Here is a 12,777-nt window from a genome sequence, read left to right on the forward strand (position 1 = left end):
TGAAATTGCCGCCACGGTCTGGCATTGAAACAGAATACTTTCCTTTACGCTGGAAAGGTTCTAGAGAAGTCTTCGATTTTAGGAACGAGCAGGCAGGTCTTTAAGTGTCCGATAAAGCTGAAAAGAAGCAGAGCGCCCTTTGGGAAAACATCAAGGTCATCGTGCAGGCACTGCTGCTTGCGATGGTTATTCGTACGGTTCTGTTTCAGCCTTTCACCATTCCGTCCGGCTCGATGATGCCGACGCTGCTGGTTGGCGACTATTTGTTCGTGAACAAGTTCTCCTACGGCTATTCGAAATATTCGCTGCCATTTTCGCCAAACCTGTTTTCGGGCCGCATTTTTGCAAGCGAGCCGGAGCGTGGTGACATCATCGTATTCCGTCTGCCGCCAAACCCGGAAGTGGATTACATCAAGCGTCTCGTCGGCCTGCCGGGTGACCGTATTCAGGTGACCAATGGCGTGCTGTTCATCAATGGCAAGCCGGTTCCAAAGCAGCCTGACGGCACCTTCACCTCTGATTACCGCCTTGATCCAGGCTCTGACGTTCCGGTATTCCGGGAAACGCTCGATAACGGCGTGACCTATGATACGCTGGATCAGGTGCAGGATTCGCGCGGCGATAACACCCGTGAATTTGTCGTGCCGGAAGGCCACTACTTCTTCATGGGCGATAACCGTGACAACTCTCTCGACAGCCGTTTTGACGTCGGATTCGTTCCAGCGGAAAACCTGATCGGCCGCGCCAGCATCATCTTCTTCTCGCTAGGCAATGACACATCCTTCCGTGAATTCTGGAAATGGCCTGCCAACATGCGTTGGGACAGACTGTTCAAGGCCGTGGAATGAGCAAGGCAAAACCTCTTTCGCCGGAGGAAATTGGCCGTATCGAAGCTCTCATCGGTCACGTATTCACAGAAAAGGCGCGGCTTGACCGCGCCTTGACGCATGCAAGTGCCCGTTCTGCTTCCGCCGGAAATTATGAGAGACTGGAATTTCTGGGCGACCGCGTTCTGGGCCTATGTGTTGCAGAACTTCTGTTTTCCACCTTCCGCTCTGCTGCGGAAGGCGAACTGTCTGTTCGTCTGAACCAGTTGGTCAGCGCAGAATCCTGCGCCGCCATCGCCGATGAAATGGGCCTGCATCAATTCATTCGTACCGGCGCAGACGTCAAGAAACTGACCGGCAAGAGCATGCTGAATGTTCGCGCCGACGTTGTGGAAAGCCTGATTGCCGCGATCTATCTCGACGGCGGACTGGATGCCTCGCGACGCTTCATTCTCAAATTTTGGCAGAAGCGCGCCACCCGCATTGATGCCGGTCGCCGTGACGCCAAAACCGAACTTCAGGAATGGGCGCACGCCCGTTTTGCCGTCACCCCATCTTACAGGGTTGACGATCGCAGTGGACCGGATCACGATCCACGCTTTACAGTGACCGTGGAAATTCCCGGCGTCGCACCGGAAACGGGTGTTGAACGCTCGAAACGCGCAGCAGAACAGGTTGCCGCCACCAAATTACTCGAACGAGAAGGCGTCTGGCACAAAACGCCCGCCGCAGACTGATTGGACATTATGACCGAACATGAAAACACTGAAGGCCTGGGCGACGAAACCGTTGTCGCCGGTCCAACCCATTCCGGGTTTGTCGCGCTTATCGGCCCGACCAACGCCGGCAAATCGACGCTGGTAAACCGGCTGGTCGGTGCGAAAGTGTCCATCGTCAGCCACAAGGTGCAGACGACACGCGCCGTGATGCGTGGCATCGCCATTCACAACAATGCCCAGATAGTGTTCATGGACACGCCTGGCATTTTCAAACCACGCCGTAAGCTGGACCGCGCCATGGTGACGTCTGCCTGGGGTGGTGCCAAGGATGCGGATGTCATTCTGTTGCTGATCGACAGTGAGCGCGGTCTGAAAGGCGATGCGGAAGCCATTCTCACCGGCCTCAAAGATGTGCCACAGCCAAAGATCCTGTGCCTCAACAAGATCGACCAGGTGCAGCGCGAAGATCTTTTGAAGCTGGCGGCTGCTGCCAATGCCGAAGTGAATTTTGAGCGCACCTTCATGATTTCGGCCACCAATGGTTCCGGATGTGATGACCTGATGGATTATCTGGCGGAAAAGCTGCCGGAAGGCCCTTGGTATTATCCGGAAGACCAGATTTCCGATTTGCCGATGCGCCAGCTGGCTGCTGAAATCACCCGTGAAAAGCTGTTCCTGCGTCTGCATCAGGAGCTTCCTTATGCATCGCATGTCGAAACCGAAAAGTGGGAAGAGCGCAAGGATGGTTCTGTTCGCATCGAACAGGTGATCTATGTCGAGCGCGACAGCCAGAAAAAAATCGCCCTTGGCAAAAACGGCGATGCGATCAAGGCAATTTCAACCGCGTCCCGTAAGGAACTGTCTGAGATCCTCGAGCAGACGGTGCATCTCTTCCTATTCGTGAAGGTGCGCGAGAACTGGGGCAATGACCCGGAACGCTTCCGCGAAATGGGTCTGGAATTCCCAAGGGGATAAGGCTGATTTTCAATGGGACGGTTGGAACAATTTTTAAGTGTACGAGTTGGTAATCGCATAACTTAATTGTTCACAACCGTTCTGAGGATCAATGGCCCCTCGAAGTCCAGCTGGATCGTCAACCACCCCATGTGAAAAGTGTCCCTTGCGGCACATGCCGCATTTTCGAGATTTTTCTGGTAGTGAACTCGCATTTGTATCTCGTTTCAAAACCGGTGAACTGACCGTTGAACCTGGCGCGCTGATCCTGATGGAAGGATCGCACAGCGCCCACCTTTATACCGTGCTCGACGGTTGGGGATTTCGCTACAAGACGCTGGAGGATGGGCGCCGGCAAATCCTCAATTACCTCATGCCTGGCGATCTTGTCGGTCTTCAGGGCACGGTTATGGGAGAGATGCAGCATTCTGTCGAAGCGCTCTCTCCGGTCACCTTGTGCGTTTTTGAACGTGGCAGGCTGAACAACCTTTTCACCGATCATCCGACGCTTGCCTATGACCTGACCTGGATTGCCGCCAGTGAGGAGAGAATGCTGGACAGTCACTTGCTCAGCATCGGTCGACGCACTGCGCTGGAGCGTGCCGCCTACCTGATTGCATTTCTTTACAGCAAGGCGCGTGCGGTCAATCTGCTTGGTAAGGAAGATACTCTGCCGGTCACCCAGCAACATGTGGCCGATACGCTGGGCCTGTCGATCGTGCATACCAACAAGACCCTGCGCAAGCTCTCCGATCGCAATCTGTTGCGCTGGACGGACAAAGGCTGTCTCGTGCTGGATGAGGCAGGTCTGGCGGCGGTTGCTGGTTGGGACGGTGACGACAAACAGAGTCGACCGTTTATCTGAGCTAACGCCCAGGAACATGTCTTTTTTAAATGACGTCGTGGTCCGTATTTGCGATTCCATAATACGGGTCGCAGTGTTGCGAGGGCCGGGCAGACGGGTGAGGATAGAGAAAAGATATGGTGCGGCAACGAGTTCTCGTGCTGGAAGATGAATATCTCGTCGCGCTGGATATCGAGACAACCTTGCTTGGTATGGGGTTCGATACGGTTGACATCGCGACATCTATTGCAGGCGCAGTTACGGCTCTGGAAACGCACATTTATGATTGCGTGTTTCTGGACGTGAACATCGCAGGAGAAAACAGCTTTGATCTGGCGCGTGCGCTGGGCGAGCGGCAAATTCCCTTCGGCTTTATCAGCGGTTATAACGATACCAGTGGCTTCCCCGAGGATTTGAAGCAGGCGGTAGTGCTGGGCAAACCGTTTGATGACGGCGAATTTGCGACCTTTGTGTCCGGCATTCTCGGCAAACATGAAAAACGCGCCTCGTCTGAGGCGCGATAGTCTGTAAAGCAATTTCGCTTCACGGGCCGATGCTGTAGAGTGACTTGAATCAGCATAGCGGCAGTTTATTCCATGCAGTGGCAGGACGAGGCAATCATTCTTGGCGTGAAGCGCCACGGCGAAACGAGTGTTATCGCCGAGGTGATGAGTCGTTCGCGTGGCCGCCATTTGGGCATGGTTCGGTCCGGTCGTTCCCGTAGCATGCAGCCGGTGTTGCAGCCGGGCAATCTGGTTGATGTGACTTGGCGTGCGCGTCTGCATGACCATCTTGGTGAATACCGCATGGAGCCGGTGCGCTTGCGCGCCGCCCAGTTGATGGAAACGGCAACGGCGGTCTATGGTGTGCAGGCCATGGGTGCGCTTCTCAGATTGTTGCCGGAACGTGATCCGCATCCGCATCTGTTTGAAGCGATGAATGTGATTCTTGAAAATATGACCAATCCCGCCGATGCCGGGGAACTGTTCGTGCGGTTTGAGCTCGCCGTGCTGAACGATCTCGGTTTTGGACTGGATTTGAGTGAGTGTGCCGCAACCGGCACGCGCGACGAACTTGTCTATGTCTCACCCAAAACCGGGCGTGCTGTGTGTCGTGCTGCCGGTCAACCCTATGCAGACCGAATGTTGATGTTGCCGCCGTTCCTTGGGCATCAGGGCAGAGCTGCCGCCACCTGTGAGAGCCTGACCGCCGCTTTCCGACTGACCGGTCATTTCCTCAACCGCCATGTTTATGAGCCGCGTGGCCTAAACGACAATGCCGCCCGAGACGGTTTCGTCCAGGCGGCATTAAAAGCGTTGATGGCTGTCCAGCAGCCAGTGCTGGATTAGGCGATCGCTGGTCGCTCAACCGCCTGTTCGCGGATTGGCCAGTGAACAATGGCTGCAAAGATACCCATTCCGACACCAAGCCACCATACGAGATCGTAAGACCCGAGAATATCGTAGAGGTAGCCGCCCATCCAGACGCCAAGGAATGAGCCGATCTGGTGCGAGAGAAACACCACGCCACCGAGCATGCCCAAATGACGCGTGCCGAACATAATGGCGACCAGTGCATTGGTTGGCGGAACGGTGGACAGCCACAACAGACCCATCACGGCAGCGAAAATGACAACTGAAAGCGGCGTCTGCGGCAGCAGCAGAAAGGCCGTCACGGCAATCGAGCGGCCAATATAGATATAGGCAAGGAAATAAGGCTTGGAGTAACGCTGGCTGATGTAACCTGCCGCCAGCGAGCCGATGACGTTGAAGAAACCGATCAGTGCCATGGCAATGACAGCGTAACGTGGTTCAATGCCGATATCACCGAGATAGGCCGGGAAGTGGGCGGTGATAAAGGCCACCTGAAAACCGCAGACAAAAAAGCCGGTTGTCAGCAACAAATAACTTTTGTGGCCAAGAGCTTCCCGCAGGGCCTCGCCAGCCGTTTGCTTAAACTGCGCCTGTGACTGCGTGCCGGATGTCGCGTTGCCGCGCAGCGGCCATGCCAGCAATGGCACGATGAGCATCATTGCACCGATATAGACAAGGCTGTCGGACCAGCCATAGGCCGAAATCAGGCCTTGGCTGATGGGCGCAAACAGGAACATGCCGGCAGAACCGGCGGCCGTTCCGATACCAAACGCCATCGTGCGCTGCTGCGGCGTCACATTGCGGGCAAAGGCCGACAGGATGACGCTGAACGAACCGGCGGCAATGCCAAGGCCGACCAGTACGCCGCCGCCAAAATGCAGCCAGAAGGGTGATGTGCCAAAAGACATGCACACCAGACCCGCAGCGTAAAGAATGCCGGACAGAATAAGCACACGGCCTGTTCCATATTTATCGGCAAGCGCACCGAAAAACGGCTGGCCGATGCCCCAGAACAGGTTCTGCAACGCCATGGCAAGCCCAAAGGTCGAGCGATCCCAGCCAGTGTCCTGCAACATTGGCAGCTGGAAAAAGCCCATGGCCGAGCGCGGGCCAAAGGTCATGACGGCAATCAGCGATCCGGCAATGATGATGAGCCAGGGCATCGGCTGGCGGATAGAATCGGGCATTCAGTAATCTCCTGATAGGCGCCCATATTAGCTTTCCTCATATTTTCGCGCCAATCAGTTTTGTTGACGTTGTGCATAATGCGCGTTGATGGAAACTGCATTTGGTGTCAAAAGCATCGCCACCATTCTATGTTGTATTTAAAAGGAAAATCTCAGCCAATGATATGTGTTCGCCGTGCCCGCTCTGCTGATGTCGACGCCATTTTTGATATCCGGACGAGTGTAACGCAGAACCATCTGACGCATGAACAACTGCTGGAGATGGGCATCTCGCAGGATGTGGTGACCGAAACGCTGGAGAGTGCAGAATGCGGCTGGATTGCCGAGGTGGACGGGCAGCCGGCTGCCTTCGCCATCGTGGACTTTGAAGACGCCTCGGTATTTGCGTTGTTCGTGAAACCGTCATTTGAAGGCCGTGGCCTTGGCAATCTACTGATGGATAAAGCCGAGAAAGTCCTGTTTGCCAGCCATGAAACCATCTGGCTGGAGACGGATGCATCCCCGGATATTCGCGCCAATGGCTTTTACCAGAAACGCAACTGGATTGCCGTTGGCGTCGATGACAAGGGTGATGTTCGTTACGAGAAAAAGCGCGGTTGAGGTTTAACCGCGCTTCTTGATTGCCCAGCCTTCGTTGCGGCTTTCGATAATGGTTGCCGTGTCACCCACGGCAATCTGGCCTTCACCACGCGGTGTTACGTTCCAACCGAAAAGCGGGCCGGGCACACGGCGGTCGGCCGACATGCGCAACCGTCCCATCGCCTTCATGGGCGACGCACCCTCGCGCGAACCGGTTAGCTGGTCCTGAGTGGTCATGATGCAGCGGGCACAAGGTTTGACCAGATCAAAACGGATGCCGTTGATGTCCAATGCCGCCCAGCGGTCTTCTGCCCATGGCTCATCCGTGTCGAGCACGATGTTGGGACGGAAACGATCCATACCAATGCCATCTTCGCCATTGGCAGCCATGTTTTCATTGAGTGCAGCCAACGAGGCAGTTGTCGTGACGAGGATCTGATAGCCATCGGCAAAGGTGACGGGCGTTTCATCGCCAGCCCATTCTTCAGAGGCGATGCGCGCGGACGCCTCATCAAAAAACACCAGCTTGAGTTCGGTGCCCATCCAGCCTGATAGCACGGTGTTGATCTCATCCGGTGCCACGGCTGCATTGACTGTCGATTTCCACACCACGACATCCATGCGCTCTGGCGAGGGCAGGGCGAGAATCTCGCCATCCGTGTCGGTGGACAGGCGCAGTCCACTGCCGGACTGCAAGGCGGTAATCCGCGCGATGGATGGCAATTCGCGCTGGGTAATGAACTGACCGGAAGCATGCACAAACATGGCGCGGCGATCGCCGGGCAAACCCTCCCAGGTGATAGGGCTCTGCGAAAGCGGAATGCCGCGCGCACTTTTCAGCGGGTAGATATTCAGCGCCGATATGCGCATGCAAACCTCCTCAGATTTCATCCAGAAACAGATCCAGCACCTGCTGTAATCTGTCATGCCGTTCCTTGGCCAGCGCCCTTCCGGTTTCTGTCTTGAAACCGTCGGCCAGCTTGAACAACTTCGTCTGGAAGTGGTCTATTGCAAATGTCCTGTCGTCAAGGGGGCGTTCTCTGGCGAGTGGGTCTTCCGGGTCATAAAGTGCTGAACCCAACCGACCAGCAATATAGAAACACCGGGCTGCCCCCACCATGCCAATGGCGTCCAGCCTGTCCGCATCCTGCAGGATTTTTGCTTCCAGCGTCTGCGGCTCCAGATTGGCGGAAAAACTGTGCGTGGTAATGGCGTGTTTTACCGCCTCGATATCTGCGGTCTGCCAATTTAGCGCCAGCAATATGCCTTCGGCCTTTTCCGCCGCCAGCCGCGAGGCCTGTGCCCGCAGCGGTGAGTTCTTCTCAACGGCCACGCAATCATGCAGCAACACACTTGCCGCCAGAACAGGTCCATTGCCGCCTTCGGTCGCATGAATACGCATTGCGTTGCGAAACACCCGGTGGATATGGGCCAGATCATGCGAGCCGTCATCGCCGTCGGTTGCGTGAGGAATCAAATGCTCGGCAAGCGAAGCGAAGGGGGCGAAGGATTGGGCCTGCATATGTTCTTTCCTTGGAATTTTTCCGCTGTTTAGAACCAAGTGCAGGCCATGGCAATCTGCATCACGTCTTGCTTTCGGCGAGAACTGCCGCCGCTGATTTTCCGGTCAGTATCTTCTGGTAGAACAGACCAATTCCGATCAGCACCACACCCAGGCCAATGAAGGAGAGGGCACGCAGCACACCTTCAAGGTTGCTCATGTCAATAAGGAAGGCTTTGGCAACCGCCAGCAACACTAGACCTGCGGAAGCAAGGCGCAGGCTCTTGGCATCAAATTTCGAGCCGAGCGCCAGCAGTAGAACACCGATTGCTAGCCATACCACCGAATAGGTGTAGGTTTCGCTCTGCAGGAAGCCTTTCCAACTGGCGATATTTTCGCCCTGCCAGAAACGGCGCACCGACAGCGTTGCCCAGGCAAACAGAAGTGCCGCACCAGACAGTGCCAGCATCACCACATAGGCAAACGGGCGTTTGCCGCGCGCGTAGTAGGCAAGTCCACCATAGGCGATCCCAGGCAACAGATAACCAATCAGCAGCAGGTTGAGGAACGGCCATGGTCCGGTATTTTCACCGCTGAAATAGGGGTTGAGTGCGCCGAAATGCATGGTCAGAACATTGACCATGGCAATGGCACCGGCAATCATCGAGCCAACACGGAAGATCGGGCTTGGTGATTTCAGGTCGAGCGTCATCAACACGCCGGACATGCCGATGGTCAAAAGCGTATAGATCGACTGTTCACCAAGTGTCGGAACCGCGTCGTTCAGTATGCCGCCATTCATGGCGTGTCGAACGAGGATGGCAATCGCCAGAAGGCCCATGAGGCTGGCAATGGCCTGCAGGAAGTTCTTGATGCGGTTTTCTGGCCAGTTGCGCAGCAGGTAAGCGGCAGCGATGGCCAGCACCGCCGGAATGCCATAACCGGGCAATAGCGCGTTGAACACCGGCGTCAGCCCAAGGTTTTGTGGTCCGACGATTGTCGGTTCCCAAGCGATGCGGCCAAGAACGCCGACGCTGGCGATGGCCATGATCCACGGCAAAGCGTCCCATGTGCGCCAACGGGTGGCCAGAACATAGACAAAGCCCAGCACGGAAAGCAGTACGGTTGTTGCTAAACCATCGGTCAGCGTATGCAGGGCAAAGGCGAAGGCGATAAATGAGCCTGTCACCAGCAGGTTGAGCGGCATCCGATAAGCAGCATCCTTATCCTGCCTGTGCAGCCACTCCGCCCCGGCAATCAGGATAAGGCCAAGTGCCAGACCATAGGCTGCGTGCAGCCAGTCGCGGGTCAGGTTACCATATTCAACAAAGCTAATTGTGCCGAGCCATACGGGAATGATGGCTGCAATGCCGGCCCAAAGCAACGCAAAGTCAGGATCTTGCTCGCCCTTGCGCTTGAGGAAGGCAAAGCTGCACAGCAGGAAAATGGCGCCAAGGCCGAGTGCGATGGCAATATCGGTACCATTGCCCTGTGCGACTGCCGGCAGGGCAATGTTGGTGCCGGTAATCATTCCCGAGAAATAGAATACGCTACGGGTGGTCAGTGTGACGATGGCAAGGGCGCCAAGTGCGGAAAATACCGCAGGCCATACGGCAAAATGGCGGCTGGCACCCAGCGCCGCAAGGGCAGCGATCACGCTTGCCATGGCAAAGCTTGGATGAATATTTGTCGATGCGGCTGTCAGGACCATGGCCATTGCGGGCAGGATCGCCGCCAGTGATGCGGTCAGGCTGATAGCGATCGGGTGGCGCGCCGCCAGTTTCAGCATGCGCACGGACAATCTGGCAGGTGTGGGCTTCTGCGGCGGATCCGTCTCTGCGACGCTTTCCTGTTGTTGCAGTTGTCCATCAAACGCCTTGCCCGGCCAGAGGAAGATGGTTCCAGCCAGCATTGCCAGCAAGGCTAGTGTTGGTGGTGTCAAATCAACGACATCGCTGGCGCCGATATAACCAAGCGCCCAGAGACCGAGGCCGGCATTGGCAAGTGCCGGGACAATTTTCCAGTTCTGGCTGCGGCAGGCGAATGCGGTGGCGGCCCAGGAAATGGTGAGGAAAATGAACAGCGCCCAGATGTTGGGTGTCTCGGTCGAAATCAGTGCTGGCGTTAACATGGAGCCAAACAGACCAAGCCCTGCCAGTGTCTGCCCATGCAGCAGCGAAAGTCCAAGAGTGGCAAAGGCCACCAGACCAAGCGTTATAAAGGCTGTTGCCGGGCCGATATACTCGTAGATTCCATAGGCGGCATAGACCACGCCAAACAAGGTGAGTGAGCCTGCAGCCGTCAGAACGCCGGGAATCATGGCGTTTGAATAGGCGGCTGTTACGCTGGGGACGGCCTTTCGGCGAATCGCTTCACCTGCAACCCACAGCAGAAGACCAAAGATACCGGCCAGAGCAAGGCGTACGGCAGGGCTGAGCAGTCCGCTTTCAATGGAATATTTGACAAGGAAGATGCCACCCAAGGCCAGCGCGATGCCACCGGCCCAAACCGCCCAGCGCGCGCCTAGACGGTTTTCAAAGCTTTCGCGCGGCGGCAAGGTTGCTGCTGCTGGCGGCTGTTCTGGTAGTGCCTCTGTGACAACATTCTGGTCCTGTGCCACATCCTGCGCGACGAGATCAGCGGGGCGTGAGGGTTGCTGCTCTTGTGGTCCAAGCGTGAGGTCGGAGGCGGTAATATCGTTTGCTGGCACACCTGCGCCAAGTAAAGCGTCCTGCTGTTCTGCCTCGGCCTGCAGGCTCTCTTGCGTTGCCACGGGCGACTGGCCAGTTGCCAGCATTCTTTTCAGCGCCTTGACTTCTCGTTCAAGGACATTGATGCGGCTGGCACTGCGGAAACTGGAAACGAGCGTGTAGATAAAGGCGGCCACATAGGCTACGGCCAGCAGAACGAGCATTTCCAATAGTCACTCTCCCGATTATAGCGGTTCAGAAACACGAGCGCGTGGCCATGTCTGCTAAACAGCGCATAAACAGGAATGAGGGGCGTTTCCGTGACAAAACATGTCCGGAAGCACTGTTCATTCCTGTGCCTCATCCGGTTTTATACGTGTGTGCGAATTTATTGTGCAAGCCATGATTTAGCCAGCTCAATATCGGATGCACCGATATCGTGTCCGTGAGGCACGGTTTCCAGCCGTATTTCTGCGCCTGCGCCTGACAATATCTCGGAAAGACGCACAGTCTGATCGCGGTATCTGTCGGTCTCTCCGGCTGAGAGCAGGATTTTGCGGCCGCTCAAATCCGCCGCCGGCCAATGTTCCAACACCGGCATGGCCCGCAGTAGAAGTGTCTCGGCCGCAAACTGCGGGTGAAGCGCAAAAAATGCCGCCAGGAAGTTGGCACCGTTGGAGTGACCGATGAAACGCAGTTTTTTGACATCAATGCCGTAGGCGGCAATCGCGCCCTCGACAAAGGCGGCAAAGGCCTCGGCTTCGCGGGCAATATCGTTCTGGTCAAAGGATGAATTGCCAAACCGTCGGAACCAGCGGGCAATGCCCTCTTCGGTGCTGCGACCGCGCACCCCAAGCAGGGTGGCGTTTGGTGCCGCTTTTGCGGCGAGAGGCATAAGGCTCGTTTCGCTGCCGCCGGAACCATGCAGCAATATCAATACGCTGCCATCCGGTTGCTGCGGTGTGTAGAAGCGGTGCACGAACGGCAATTCGCGGTAAATCACCCGCTCATCGCCCGGCATTGCAAATTGCGGCAGGGAAACTCGGGCAGCCTCAGCGTCGGCCTCAAAATCGGGTGGAATGAACAGCGCTTCACCGAGTCTGTCGGGCGCTTCGTCAATGGTCATGCCGGGACCATCGGTCGCCATTTCGATCAGCACGCCGCCGGGCTCACGCACATAGAGTGAGGCGAAATATTTGCGGTCATGGGCATTGGTGACGCTGGAGTTCAGCTTTTTCAACTCGGCATGCACACTGTTCAATTCGTCGTCGTTACGGGCGCGAAAGGCAATGTGGTCAACCGTGCCGGTACCGGGTGCGCTCGACCAGAAACCGGTAGCATCGCGCACATCGATAATATCGCCGGAAGCCGAAACCATGCGGCGGATGGCGCCTTGCTGTTGTGTGAAAACATAACCGAAATAGCGGGACAGAAAGCTCTGGGTCTCATCCTGCGCTTCGCTGAGCATCGTCGCGCCACGGATGCGGCGGATGGCATGCTCACGCGGAATGCCCGGCGCTTCATGCGGGTCGGCCTCGGCAAATGCGGTCGTGCCACAAAGCTTGACGATGATTCCGTCAGGATCTTTCAGCCGGATGACCGGTTCGCCAAATTCCTCTATCGGGCCTTCGGTGCGAATGCCTGCCGTTAGTGCGCGGGTCAACCAGAAGCCAATGCTGGCGGGATCAATCGCCAGAGATACTTCGAGCGTTTGCCCGTGACCCACACGGCCTTGACCACCATCTTCCCAGATCAGGAACGTTACGAGGGAACCGGGGCTTGCGGAGTGATCGCCATAGATCAGGTGCAGCTGCATCGCATCTTCAAAACCTGCGGTGCGTTTGACGAGGCGCAGGCCGAGAAATCCGGCATAGAAGTCGACATTGGCCTGTACCTTTCGGGCAATCATGGTGATGTGATGAATGCCTGCATCCGCGATCATGCTCAAACGACCTTTCTTCAATCCTTGTCAGCTCTGCACCATATGGTCGCGTCACCTGACATTACGCAAGGGCAGGGGTGTGGATATCACTAGGAGGTGAAAGTTTTGCGCAAAAAGCGTGCGTTGTGCTTTTTGTCTTGCTGGTGAATGATTAAAAAATA

At 56.2% G+C, this 12,777-nt stretch carries 12 protein-coding genes; 7 read left to right on the forward strand and 5 right to left on the reverse strand.

Annotation, left to right across the window (positions count from 1 at the left end; all coding sequences use genetic code 11):
* Positions 1 to 104 precede the first annotated feature (104 nt).
* From lepB to recO, 6 genes are all read left to right on the forward strand, one after another.
* Complete coding sequence (gene lepB / locus PYL13_RS06255; protein ID WP_192487382.1) at positions 105 to 848, forward strand: signal peptidase I; 744 nt, start codon at positions 105 to 107, stop codon at positions 846 to 848.
* Positions 845 to 1,564 carry a ribonuclease III gene (gene rnc / locus PYL13_RS06260; protein ID WP_192487383.1) on the forward strand — a complete coding sequence of 240 codons (720 nt, stop codon included), beginning with the start codon at positions 845 to 847 and terminating at the stop codon, positions 1,562 to 1,564. The genes lepB and rnc overlap by 4 nt, the downstream gene beginning before the upstream one ends.
* Positions 1,565 to 1,573: 9 nt before the next feature.
* The gene (era, locus tag PYL13_RS06265; RefSeq protein WP_275640774.1) at positions 1,574 to 2,521 is read left to right on the forward strand and encodes a GTPase Era; all 948 of its coding nucleotides are present in this window, start codon (positions 1,574 to 1,576) and stop codon (positions 2,519 to 2,521) included.
* A gap of 91 nt (positions 2,522 to 2,612) precedes the next feature.
* A complete protein-coding gene (locus PYL13_RS06270) occupies positions 2,613 to 3,365 on the forward strand; it encodes a Crp/Fnr family transcriptional regulator (protein WP_192487385.1) in 753 nt (250 codons plus the stop codon).
* Between the two features lie 116 nt (positions 3,366 to 3,481).
* Entirely contained in the window at positions 3,482 to 3,868 is a 387-nt protein-coding gene (locus PYL13_RS06275) for a response regulator (protein WP_275640775.1), read from the forward strand.
* A gap of 72 nt (positions 3,869 to 3,940) precedes the next feature.
* A complete protein-coding gene (recO, locus tag PYL13_RS06280; RefSeq protein WP_192487387.1) occupies positions 3,941 to 4,693 on the forward strand; it encodes a DNA repair protein RecO in 753 nt (250 codons plus the stop codon).
* Here the strand turns inward: recO and PYL13_RS06285 are convergent.
* Complete coding sequence (locus PYL13_RS06285) at positions 4,690 to 5,904, reverse strand: MFS transporter (RefSeq protein WP_250982988.1); 1,215 nt, start codon at positions 5,902 to 5,904, stop codon at positions 4,690 to 4,692. The genes recO and PYL13_RS06285 overlap by 4 nt on opposite strands.
* 159 nt (positions 5,905 to 6,063) lie before the next feature.
* Between PYL13_RS06285 and PYL13_RS06290 the strand changes: the two genes are divergently transcribed.
* Complete coding sequence (locus PYL13_RS06290; RefSeq protein WP_275640776.1) at positions 6,064 to 6,504, forward strand: GNAT family N-acetyltransferase; 441 nt, start codon at positions 6,064 to 6,066, stop codon at positions 6,502 to 6,504.
* A 3-nt stretch (positions 6,505 to 6,507) separates the two neighbouring features.
* Here PYL13_RS06290 and PYL13_RS06295 read toward each other — a convergent pair whose 3' ends face one another.
* From PYL13_RS06295 to PYL13_RS06310, 4 genes are all read right to left on the reverse strand, one after another.
* Positions 6,508 to 7,353: an MOSC domain-containing protein gene (locus PYL13_RS06295; RefSeq protein ID WP_275640777.1), complete on the reverse strand. Its 846-nt coding sequence runs from the start codon at positions 7,351 to 7,353 to the stop codon at positions 6,508 to 6,510.
* Positions 7,354 to 7,363: 10 nt separating this feature from the next.
* Entirely contained in the window at positions 7,364 to 8,005 is a 642-nt protein-coding gene (locus PYL13_RS06300) for an HD domain-containing protein (protein WP_275640778.1), read from the reverse strand.
* A gap of 61 nt (positions 8,006 to 8,066) precedes the next feature.
* Positions 8,067 to 10,898, reverse strand: a complete 2,832-nt coding sequence (locus PYL13_RS06305; RefSeq protein WP_275641380.1) for a DUF2339 domain-containing protein — start codon at positions 10,896 to 10,898, stop codon at positions 8,067 to 8,069.
* A 164-nt stretch (positions 10,899 to 11,062) separates the two neighbouring features.
* The gene (locus PYL13_RS06310) at positions 11,063 to 12,616 is read right to left on the reverse strand and encodes a VOC family protein (RefSeq protein ID WP_275640779.1); all 1,554 of its coding nucleotides are present in this window, start codon (positions 12,614 to 12,616) and stop codon (positions 11,063 to 11,065) included.
* Between the last annotated feature and the right edge of the window lie 161 nt (positions 12,617 to 12,777).

The organism is Agrobacterium sp. Azo12, from assembly GCF_029193765.2.
GTDB lineage: Bacteria > Pseudomonadota > Alphaproteobacteria > Rhizobiales > Rhizobiaceae > Agrobacterium.

Coding starts and splice junctions, on each gene's coding strand:
- rnc (WP_192487383.1), top strand. CDS start 845: ATGAGCAAGGCAAAACCTCTTTCGCCGGAGGAAATTGGCCGTATCGAA.
- era (WP_275640774.1), top strand. CDS start 1,574: ATGACCGAACATGAAAACACTGAAGGCCTGGGCGACGAAACCGTTGTC.
- PYL13_RS06270 (WP_192487385.1), top strand. CDS start 2,613: ATGGCCCCTCGAAGTCCAGCTGGATCGTCAACCACCCCATGTGAAAAG.
- PYL13_RS06275 (WP_275640775.1), top strand. CDS start 3,482: ATGGTGCGGCAACGAGTTCTCGTGCTGGAAGATGAATATCTCGTCGCG.
- recO (WP_192487387.1), top strand. CDS start 3,941: ATGCAGTGGCAGGACGAGGCAATCATTCTTGGCGTGAAGCGCCACGGC.
- PYL13_RS06285 (WP_250982988.1), bottom strand. CDS start 5,904: ATGCCCGATTCTATCCGCCAGCCGATGCCCTGGCTCATCATCATTGCC.
- PYL13_RS06290 (WP_275640776.1), top strand. CDS start 6,064: ATGATATGTGTTCGCCGTGCCCGCTCTGCTGATGTCGACGCCATTTTT.
- PYL13_RS06295 (WP_275640777.1), bottom strand. CDS start 7,353: ATGCGCATATCGGCGCTGAATATCTACCCGCTGAAAAGTGCGCGCGGC.
- PYL13_RS06300 (WP_275640778.1), bottom strand. CDS start 8,005: ATGCAGGCCCAATCCTTCGCCCCCTTCGCTTCGCTTGCCGAGCATTTG.
- PYL13_RS06305 (WP_275641380.1), bottom strand. CDS start 10,898: ATGCTCGTTCTGCTGGCCGTAGCCTATGTGGCCGCCTTTATCTACACG.
- PYL13_RS06310 (WP_275640779.1), bottom strand. CDS start 12,616: ATGATCGCGGATGCAGGCATTCATCACATCACCATGATTGCCCGAAAG.